The sequence below is a fragment of the Pseudomonas salicis genome (genome assembly GCF_057128705.1).
The window spans coordinates 348,225-358,082 of the sequence record NZ_JBSKHU010000006.1; the positions used below are offsets into that span (position 1 = coordinate 348,225).

Genomic DNA, 9,858 nt, shown 5'->3' on the forward strand with positions numbered 1-9,858 from the left:
ACGGACATAATTTTTCTCTGATAGGGTCCATCAAGACATTCGCGGAGAGCGGACTACGCTTCCTCCACTGTCATTTCTTCATTCAGGAGTACGCTCATGAGTCACTACGACGTTGTCATTATTGGCGGCGGCCCAGGCGGCTACAACGCAGCCATTCACGCCGGTCAGAAAGGCTTGAAGGTCGCCTGCATCGAAGGCCGCGAGACCTTAGGTGGCACCTGCCTGAATGTGGGATGCATCCCGTCCAAATCCCTGCTGCACGCCTCTGAGTTGTACGAAGCGGCGACAGGCGATGAATTCAAAAAGCTCGGCATTGAGGTCACGCCGACCCTGAATCTGGCGCAGATGATGGCGCAGAAGGTCGAGAGTGTGACCGGCCTCACCAAAGGCATCGAGTTCCTGTTTCGCAAGTACAAAGCCGAGTGGATCAAGGGCTGGGGTCGTCTGGCCGGGCCGGGCAAGGTCATCGTCACCGATGCCAGCGGCGCCGAAACCGAGCTGACGGCCAAGGACATCATCATCGCCACCGGCTCCGAACCGACCCCGCTGCCGGGCGTGACCATCGATAACCAGCGCATTCTCGATTCAACCGGCGCGCTGTCCCTGAGCGAAGTACCCAAGCACTTGGTAGTGATTGGTGCAGGCGTGATCGGCCTTGAGCTGGGGTCCGTATGGCGTCGTCTGGGGGCCAAGGTCACGGTCGTGGAATTCCTCGATCACGTGGCCCACGGCTCGGATCTGGAGACTGGCAAGACCCTGCATCGCTCACTGTCGCGCCAGGGTATGAATTTCAAACTCAGCTCCAAAGTGACGTCGGCCGTCGCCAGTGACACAGGCGTGAGCCTGACAGTCGAACCCGCCGCCGGTGGCGAAGCCGAAGTGATCGAAGCGGACTACGTGCTGGTGTCCATCGGCCGACGTCCGGTCACGAAAGGTCTGGGGCTGGAAACAGTGGGGCTTGAAGTCGACAAGCGCGGCGCGCTGGCCAACAAGGGCCATCGCACGTCAGTGGACGGCATCTGGGTGATCGGCGACGTGACCTCCGGCCCGATGCTCGCGCACAAGGCAGAAGATGAAGCAGCGGTGTGCGTCGAGCGGATCGTCGGCAAGAAGGGCGAGCTGAATTACAACCTGATCCCCAACGTGATTTACACCTGGCCGGAGCTGGCCAGCGTCGGTAAGACCGAGGAGCAATTGAAGGAGGAAGGCCGCGCCTACAAGGTGGGAAAATTCCCGTTCAGCGCCAACAGCCGGGCCAAGGTCAATCACGAAACAGACGGCTTCGCCAAAGTGCTGGCTGATGAAAAAACCGACGAGATTCTGGGTGTGCATCTGGTTGGGCCAAGCGTCAGTGAGATGATTGCCGAGTATTGCGTGGCGATGGAATTTGCAGCGTCGGCGGAAGACATCGCGCTCACCTGCCATCCGCACCCTACCCGCTCCGAGGCCTTGCGCCAGGCGGCGATGGCAGTGGGTGGGCATACGACGCAGGCGTGAGCCCAAGGTCGACGATTGAACCGCGGCCTGCTGATGACCCTGTGGGAGTGAATTTATTCGCGATTGGCCATTGCAGCCGATACACCTCTATCGTCTCCCCGATTTCTCGCGAATGAATTCGCTCCCACAGAAATTCGAGGCTGCCACGGCATTTGAAGTCCGATGAAGGCTCAACTGTGGGAGCGAATTTATTCGCGATTGGCCGGTGCAGCCGATACACCTCTATCGACTCCCCGATTTCTCGCGAATGAATTCGCTCCCACAGAAATCCGGGATCGCTCTGTCACACCGGCAAATGCCCCAAAGGCAACGGCCCTTGCTGCTTGAGGGTGCGAATCGCGAAGTTGCTGCGAATGTCCCGCACGCTGGGCATTTTCAGCAGTGTGTCTGTGAGAAACCGGTCATAACTGCGTAAGTCAGGCACCACCACGTGCAGCAGAAAATCCGATTCGCCCGACACGATGTGCGCAGAGATTACCTCAGGCAACACCGACACCATCTGTTGAAACTTCTGCGCCTCGTCTTCGTGATGGCGGTCAACTTTCACCCCGATGAACACCGTCAATCCCAGACCCACTGCATCGGCATCCAGCGTTGCCTGGTAGCCGCTGATCACCCCCGCCTCTTCCAATTGCCTGACCCGTCGCAGGCATGGCGAAGCTGACAACCCGATCTCATCTGCCAGTTGAACGTTGGTCAATCGACCGTCCCGTTGCAAAGCATTGAGAATGCGGCGGTCGTAGGCATCGAGCTTCACGTTTGATTGATTTGGCACAAAAGACTCCGTTTCAGCGTGGCAATCAGCAGAAGATGCCAATACTAAGCCGTTCAGGGGTCAAACACGCAAGCACCTGCCCCACTCTCTCGCCTTAGAATTTTCTTCCATCATCCCTTCATCCGAGAGCCGAACCATGGAAAACATCGCGCTGTTTATCGCTGCCCTGTCGATGATCCTGCTGGTGCCGGGCCCAGACATGATCCTGCTGCTCCAGACCGGCGCCCGTCACGGTCGTGGCAAAGCCCTTGCCACGGCGCTCGGATTGGCCATCGCCCGTGGCGGTCATGTGGCGTTGGCTGCGCTGGGGCTGGCAACGTTGTTTAAAGTCTCGCCCTGGACATTCGAAGCCGTGCGCATCATCGGCGCTGCATACCTGCTGTGGCTGGGGCTGAAGATGTTCAAACCGGGCGCGATGAGCATGACGGCCCAAGGCGGCGAGGGTGGGACGGCGCTCTCTTGGCGCGCAGCCGTCGGGCGCGGGCTTTTGACTAACCTGCTCAACCCCAAAGCCCTGCTGTTTTGCTCGGTACTGCTACCGCAATTCATCGACCCACACGCGGGTTCGGTGGCCGGGCAGTTCGCTGCGCTGGGGGTGATTCTGGTGCTGGTCGGCCTGTCGTTCGACAGCGTGTACGCAATGGCAGGCGGCTGGATCGGTCGATGGCTGGCCCGCAGCGCGACCGCGCAACGCTTTCAGCAATGGGTGTTCGGCACGATGCTGATCGGTTTCGCCGTGCGTCTGGCTTTTATCCAGCAGGCGTGAACACCTCACCTAAAACACAACCCGCAATACTCTGGATGCTCACAAGTAGCCCTCTGAAACGATTTTTTCTCTTTTTTGCGAACAAGATGCCGAGATTGTTATCTGTTTGTTGGTAATTTGCGTTCGGCAAGGATTGGGAAAGCGCACTTTCATGTGCAGGAAGGCACGGCATTTCTTCAGAGGCTTCACCTTATGAATCGCAGGAATCTACTGAAAGCTTCCATGGCGCTGGCAGCCTATAGCGCGCTGCCAGCCACGGGTCTTTATGCAGCACGCGCCCTGGCGGCAGCAGCAGATGGCGACATCGAACATTTCGACTTCAAAACGTTGCAAGACCTCGCCAAACAGATGGCCGGCAAAGCCTACGTCAGCACTAAGCAAAACTTGCCGCCCACGCTGGCAAATATGACGCCACAGCAGTTCAACGCGATCAAATACGACGCAGGCCATTCCCTTTGGAATGATGTCAAAGGCCAGTTGGACGTGCATTTCTTTCACGTCGGCGCAGGCTTCAAGACGCCGGTACGCATGTACAGCGTGGACCCCGCAACGAACGAGGCGCGCGAGGTGCATTTCCGCCCCGAGCTGTTCAACTACGAAGCCAGCCGCATCGATCAGACCCAACTCAAGGGTGATCTGGGTTTTGCAGGCTTCAAGCTGTTCAAGGCCCCGGAAATCGCGATCAACGACATTCTGTCGTTCCTAGGCGCCAGCTACTTCCGCGCCATCGACAGCAACAAGCAGTACGGCCTGTCGGCCCGGGGCCTGGCGATCGACACCTATGCCCACAAGCCCGAAGAATTTCCTGACTTCACCAAGTTCTGGTTCGAAAAACCGACCAAGGACGCCACCCGTTTCGTGGTCTACGCGCTGCTGGATTCGCCGAGCGCGACCGGTGCCTACAAATTCGATATCGATTGCCAGGCCGATCGCGTGGTCATGGACATCGACGCGCACATCAACGCCCGCGCCGACATCGAACAAATGGGCATTGCGACCATGACCAGCATGTTCAGCTGTGGCACTCATGAACGCCGGATGTGCGACACCATTCACCCGGAAATCCATGACTCGGACCGCCTGGCCATGTGGCGCGGCAACGGCGAGTGGATCTGCCGTCCGTTGAACAACCCGGCGAAGCTCCAGTTCAACGCCTTTGCCGACAAAGACCCGAAAGGTTTTGGCCTGGTACAGACCGATCACGAGTTCAAGACCTATCAGGACACCGTCGACTGGTATCACCGTCGACCGAGCCTGTGGGTCGAGCCGACGACCGCCTGGGGCGAGGGCTCCATTGACCTGATGGAGTTGCCGACCACCGGCGAGACGCTGGATAACATCGTTGCGTTCTGGAACCCGAAAGTGCCGATCAAGGCCGGAATGTCGATGAACTACGGCTACAAGCTGTACTGGAGCCCGCTGCCGCCGGTAAGTACGCCATTGGCGCAGGTGCACGCGACACGTTCGGGCATGGGCGGCTTCATCGAAGGCTGGGCACCGGGCGAGCATTACCCGGATGTCTGGGCACGCCGCTTTGCGGTGGACTTCAATGGTGGGGGCATCGACCGGCTGCCGGAAGGCTCGGCCATCGAGCCGATGGTTACCGTGTCGAACGGCAAAGTGCAGGATTTCAACGTGCTGGTGCTGCCGGACATCAAAGGCTTCCGCGTGAGCTTTGACTGGTACCCGACCAGTGATTCGGTGGACCCGGTGGAGATGCGCATGTTCATCAAGACTGGCGACCGTACGCTGAGCGAGACCTGGCTGTATCAATACTTCCCGCCTGCGGCTGATAAGCGTAAATACACCTGAGTTTGAGGTCCGGACTCTGATCCGGTGATGAACCCTTTGTGGGAGCGAATTCATTCGCGAAGTTCGGTCAGGCGATAGAGATGCGTCGTCTCTACCCGTATTCGCGAATAAATTCGCTCCCACAGTTGGATTGAGCCAGACGCTTATTTCGTGGCGCCGGTGAGCTTGCTCTTGCAGGATTGGTCGAAAATCGAGCGACCTGTAACAAAAATGAATCATAGGCGGCACGCCTAAAGCTCATTTTTTTCCTTTATTTATTAGCGTCAATTTTTACACTCTCAATAATTTCAATAAGTTAGAAACTCTGATTTTTAAGCCTTATTCAAACTGTCCGAAAATTTGACTATTTCATTGACAGCCCTTTGATCTGCGGCTGATATATCCCCTGTCACGCCGCTTTGAGAGGGACCCCATTCGGCAATTCCCTCCCGTCACGGCCCTCCAGCACACAAGGACTTACCGGTTTCATCGACGGCGTTGCCGACGTCGGTGAGCGGTAGCGTGGCCACGACGCTTCTTTCATTTGTCACCCTATTTTCGATCCAGCGCTCTTGAGAGGCTGTTCCCATGATGTCGCCTACCCCCGCTTACGTTGAAAAGCCGTCGATCATGTCCTTCGACAAATCGACGGCCATCGTGCTGGTCGCGATCAGCCTGATTCTGGTCGAGACCTTCTCTGGCGCCTTGCGCTTCTACCTGGACAAAGCGGGCATCTCGGTGTTGCTGTACGCCCCGAAAGTCGCCTGCCTGCTGTTCTTCGCGCTGGAACTCGGCCGTTTCAAGGCAGGGCCTGGTGTGTGGCTCAGCTTCATCGCCTTGTTACTGTCGTCTGCATGGGCGGTGCTGAATGGCGCGGGGGCAGGAAACTTCGCTTTTGCCCTGTACGGCATCAGCCCGTTGCTGTTCGGACTGGCGTGCGGCGATCAGATCACCAAGCACAAACGGCTGTTCATGTGGGCCATCGCCTTTGCACTGGCGGCCTCGCTGGCGGGCATCGCGATGGACAAGTACACCGACCTGCCGTGGAAGGGCTACAGCTACAGCATTGGCGGCACCGAGCTGAGCGCCAACACAACCTGGGCCTCCGAAGACGCCGACCGGCCTGCCGGGTTCGCCCGAATTTCCAGCGCGCTGGCGATCATCATCTCGATTTTCAGCCTGTACCTGATGACCACCGTACGTTCGAAAATGCTGGCCATCGCCATCTGCGCCGCCGGGCTGGCGGGGGTGATTCTGACCACCAGTAAAGCGCCGGTCCTGGCCTTTGCGGGCGCCGTTGGCCTGCTGCTGATCACCCGCTTCCGATGGACCACCCGCGGTGCCATCGTGGTGGCGGTGTTGCTTGGAATGGCGTTGCCGTTCGTGGCGATGATGTACGACTTCGACCCCAATAAAATCTCCACCGGCAGCTCGCTGTCATCGATTTACGACCGCCTCGTCAACACCTGGCCAAACGTGATCCGCGAGCTGGTCAGCGAAGACCGCGCCTACACCGGAGCAGGATTTGGGCTGGTGGGCAGTTCAGTGGCGGCATTCCCTGTGATCGGTGCGGACCTGTTCATGGTTTCCGACAGCACCGTCGTTTACCTCTGGGCGGCATTTGGCGTGGCGGGGTTGTTCCTCTACGCGCTGCACATCCCGCTGTTCATCACTCTGGCTGACATCACGACCCGCTATGGCCGGGCGATGCTCGCCACCAGCTTCTGCATCTGCATCGTCAGTTGGACGACTGACACACTTGAAGTAACGCTGGCGAACCTGTTCCTCGGCATGGCCATCGGGCATGCCATGGCGGCGAGGTCGCACGTGAAGGCCGTCGCCCCAAAGCCGGTTGAAGCGGCACCCTGGGCCGGTCTCCCCGGCCTGAGCTGATCCCACAAAGGAATGCGTGCGCATGAGCCTATCGCGTATTGGCCGTGGAAGCCTGTTGCTGCTGTCGTGCCTGATCTCTACTTACGTCACGGCTACCGATTCATTCATCGTCGGTGTCGCCACCCACTCGATGAACAACGTTAACCAGCCACTGCGCAGTCTGGAGCTGGCCAGCCTGGCGGGCGTCACCTCGGTGCGTGATGACGGGTTCTGGTCCACGGCTGAACCGGCGCCCAATCAGCTGCAAATCATCCCGCCATGGCGGGCGTGGCTCGCCAAGGCCAACGCGCTGAACCAAGCGCCGATGGTCATCCTGGGTTACGGCACGTCCTTCAATGGCAACGCCAAGCCGCGCACGCCCGAGGTGAAGATTCCGTACCTGAAGTACGTCGATTACCTCACCCACCAGTTGGGCAATCCGGTGAAGTACTACGAGGTTTGGAACGAGTGGGACATCGAAGGGCCAACCGACTCGCGCCTTAGCCGGGATTACGTCGCCATCGTGAAGGAAGCAGCACCGATCATTCGCAAAAACAATCCACAGGCCAAAGTGCTGGCGGGTGCGGTGACGTCCGCGGGCATCAAGGGTGGTTTCGTGGATCGCCTGCTGACGGCGGGCATCATGAATTACGCGGACGGCATTTCGCTCCATCCTTACGTGCACTGCGAGGGACGCGACCACAACACGCCGGAAAGCTGGATTAACTGGATGCGCGATCTGGACCGGCGCTTCACGGGCCTGGCCCATAAGCCTGTGCCTCTGTACCTGACCGAAATGAGCTGGCCAAGTCATGAGGACCATTGCGGCATCGACACTACGCGTCAGGCCGCTTACCTGGCCCGCGCCTGGTTTCTCGCTCGCACCGTGCCTTCGATCAAGGGCATCTGGTGGTACGACCTGATCAACGATGGCAACAAGCGCGACGATCAGGAACACAACTTTGGCTTGCTGAACGTGGACCTGAGCCCCAAACCGGCCTACTCGGTGCTCAAAGCGATCAGCCCCTACCTGAAAGACTTCGAGTACGACGCCAGCGCCAGTTTGCAGTCTGACGGCCTCTACAAATTGGTGTTCAGCGATGGTCGCGAGCGGATCGTCGTGGCCTGGGCCACGGGACGCACCCGAGAAGAACAGGTCGTCAGCCAAGCAATGAACAACGCGCCGTTGCGGGTGCTCGATACGCAAATGGCGAGCAAGGGGATGGTCACCAGCGAGCAACGCTGGAGCTGCACCGGCGACCGTTGCACGGCGCCTGTCAGTCTTACCGAGTTTCCAAAAATCATCCGGCTAAGCCCCGGCGCCTGACTCAAACACCCTGAAAAGCCCGCCTGACCTCGTCTGCGCGGGCTTTTTTCGTGGTTTTTCGTGAAACGATCTGCAAATAGTGGCATTACGACACATGCCCGACATTTTCCGCTGCTAGGCTTGGGCTCCTTCATGGATGCCCATGATCGGGGGAAGGTATGGGGTTACGTTGCAGACTGCTCGCTGTGTGCTTGCTCTGTTTGATCGCGCTCCCCGTTGCTGCGGAGGCCTTCGTGGCAGGCACTGCGCAGTGGAAGCCCTATGCGTTCGAGGACGATAACGGTCGCCTGCGCGGCTTGGCCGTGGACATCACCCGCCGAGTGATGCAACTCGCAAACGTGGACGTCACTTTCGTCACGTACCCCGTCAACCGTCTGCAATCGATGCTGCAAAAGAACGAAATCGACCTCAACTACGCCGATGCGCTGATCTGGAACACCCCTGAAGAACGGCAGCATTATGTGTTCTCCACACCCTACTCCATCGTCAGCGAGCACCTGTATTTCCTCGCAGACCATCCCGCGCTCGGTCAACCCATCGAGAAGATGGATCACCTCACCATCGGCACAGTACGCGGTTACACCTACGCGGCGTTGGAACCGGCCCTTGAAACTCACCGTCTCGACCGGCTTGAGACCTCTCAGGACGACGCCCTGATCAAGCTGCTGCAAAGCCGACGCGTCGATGCGATTGCCATGGTGGACGATATTTTCGAAGGTTTGATCAACACCACCCACCTCGATCCCACCCAGTTCCGCCAGGGCGCCAAGCTCAGCGAAGCGCCGCTGGTAATCAAACTCCAACCGGCACACGCGAAATGGCTCAGTCAAATCAACCAGGCCATCGACACCCTGCGCCGCACTGGAGAGCTGGAGAGCATCAGACGGCGCTATCTGCCAGGGAACACTGCGGTGGCGTGCGTGGGGGCGGGAAAAGGGTGTTGAGTTGAGGTCTCGGAGGGCTGGTTGAGACGGTGATCTCCAGCATTTGCCGTGCGGGACGGTCCGCACTGAGCACGTATAATCTCACCCCGAAAAACAAGAAACCCCGCCAAAAGGCAGGGTTCCTGTTTACTTCGTCTGTCCTCGGGGGGAGGTGCTTGCACCCGCGTTTCCCGTGGCTAGTGAGCAAAACTATATGGATATAGGTCTTTTCAGTCAATGCAGATTGCGTGCGCGGTAAAATCCGCCTTGTCTCCCGCTCGAATGTCCACCTACGAAGCCAAAGCGTTGGCAGAGGGGTATGAAGCAGCCGCAGGGCTGAAGCTGTATGCGTGGAATGCGCGGGTCAGCGGCACTTTGCTCGTTCCACTACATATTTGTGAGGTGGTTATTCGGAACGCGGTTGCAGACGCGTTGGAGGCGATGCACGGCCCGCAATGGCCATGGAACCCTGGCTTCGAACGCAGTCTTCCACGTCTGGGCGGTCCTGGGTACGACGCTGTGAGCGATCTTCAGAATGTTCGCAAAAAAGTCGCCACGACAGGACAGGTTATTGCGGAACTCAAGTTTGTATTCTGGGAAAAAATGTTCACCAGTCGGCATGACCACCGCATCTGGAACGCGCATCTACGACGCGTGATGCCAAACTTGGATGACACTAAAACAATCGCCGAAAATCGAAAAAGAATTTTCGAGGATTTGAACAAAATTCGGCTACTAAGAAATCGGATCGCTCATCACGAGCCCATTTTTGCGCGGGATCTGCGAGGAGATTTTCAACGTGTTCAGCAGTTAATAGCTGCGCGCTGTGAGATTTCCGCCAGTTGGCTGTTCGTTGAGCAGCAAGTGATCGACACCCTCAAATGCAGACCATTCTGAGTCACGTCCC

At 58.3% G+C, this 9,858-nt stretch carries 8 protein-coding genes; 7 read left to right on the forward strand and 1 reads right to left on the reverse strand.

Annotation, left to right across the window (positions count from 1 at the left end):
* Positions 1–96: 96 nt before the first annotated feature.
* The gene (lpdA, locus tag ACWKWE_RS23040) at positions 97–1,497 is read left to right on the forward strand and encodes a dihydrolipoyl dehydrogenase (RefSeq protein ID WP_166593965.1); all 1,401 of its coding nucleotides are present in this window, start codon (positions 97–99) and stop codon (positions 1,495–1,497) included.
* A gap of 283 nt (positions 1,498–1,780) precedes the next feature.
* Here the strand turns inward: lpdA and ACWKWE_RS23045 are convergent, their stop codons facing one another.
* Positions 1,781–2,254 (reverse strand): Lrp/AsnC family transcriptional regulator, encoded by a 474-nt coding sequence (locus tag ACWKWE_RS23045; RefSeq protein WP_341964660.1) that lies wholly within the window; start codon positions 2,252–2,254, stop codon positions 1,781–1,783.
* A gap of 154 nt (positions 2,255–2,408) precedes the next feature.
* Between ACWKWE_RS23045 and ACWKWE_RS23050 the strand changes: the two genes are divergently transcribed.
* From ACWKWE_RS23050 to ACWKWE_RS23075, 6 genes are all read left to right on the forward strand, one after another.
* Complete coding sequence (locus tag ACWKWE_RS23050; protein ID WP_483851797.1) at positions 2,409–3,038, forward strand: LysE family translocator; 630 nt, start codon at positions 2,409–2,411, stop codon at positions 3,036–3,038.
* Between the two features lie 192 nt (positions 3,039–3,230).
* Positions 3,231–4,850 carry a glucan biosynthesis protein D gene (locus ACWKWE_RS23055; RefSeq protein WP_166593963.1) on the forward strand — a complete coding sequence of 540 codons (1,620 nt, stop codon included), beginning with the start codon at positions 3,231–3,233 and terminating at the stop codon, positions 4,848–4,850.
* A gap of 567 nt (positions 4,851–5,417) precedes the next feature.
* Positions 5,418–6,722: a hypothetical protein gene (locus tag ACWKWE_RS23060; RefSeq protein ID WP_483851798.1), complete on the forward strand. Its 1,305-nt coding sequence runs from the start codon at positions 5,418–5,420 to the stop codon at positions 6,720–6,722.
* A gap of 22 nt (positions 6,723–6,744) precedes the next feature.
* Positions 6,745–8,028 (forward strand): hypothetical protein, encoded by a 1,284-nt coding sequence (locus ACWKWE_RS23065; protein ID WP_483851799.1) that lies wholly within the window; start codon positions 6,745–6,747, stop codon positions 8,026–8,028.
* 233 nt (positions 8,029–8,261) lie between these two features.
* Positions 8,262–8,972 carry a substrate-binding periplasmic protein gene (locus ACWKWE_RS23070; protein WP_483851800.1) on the forward strand — a complete coding sequence of 237 codons (711 nt, stop codon included), beginning with the start codon at positions 8,262–8,264 and terminating at the stop codon, positions 8,970–8,972.
* Between the two features lie 261 nt (positions 8,973–9,233).
* Positions 9,234–9,848, forward strand: coding sequence for a hypothetical protein (locus ACWKWE_RS23075; RefSeq protein WP_483851801.1), 615 nt, complete (start codon positions 9,234–9,236; stop codon positions 9,846–9,848).
* Positions 9,849–9,858: the final 10 nt, after the last annotated feature.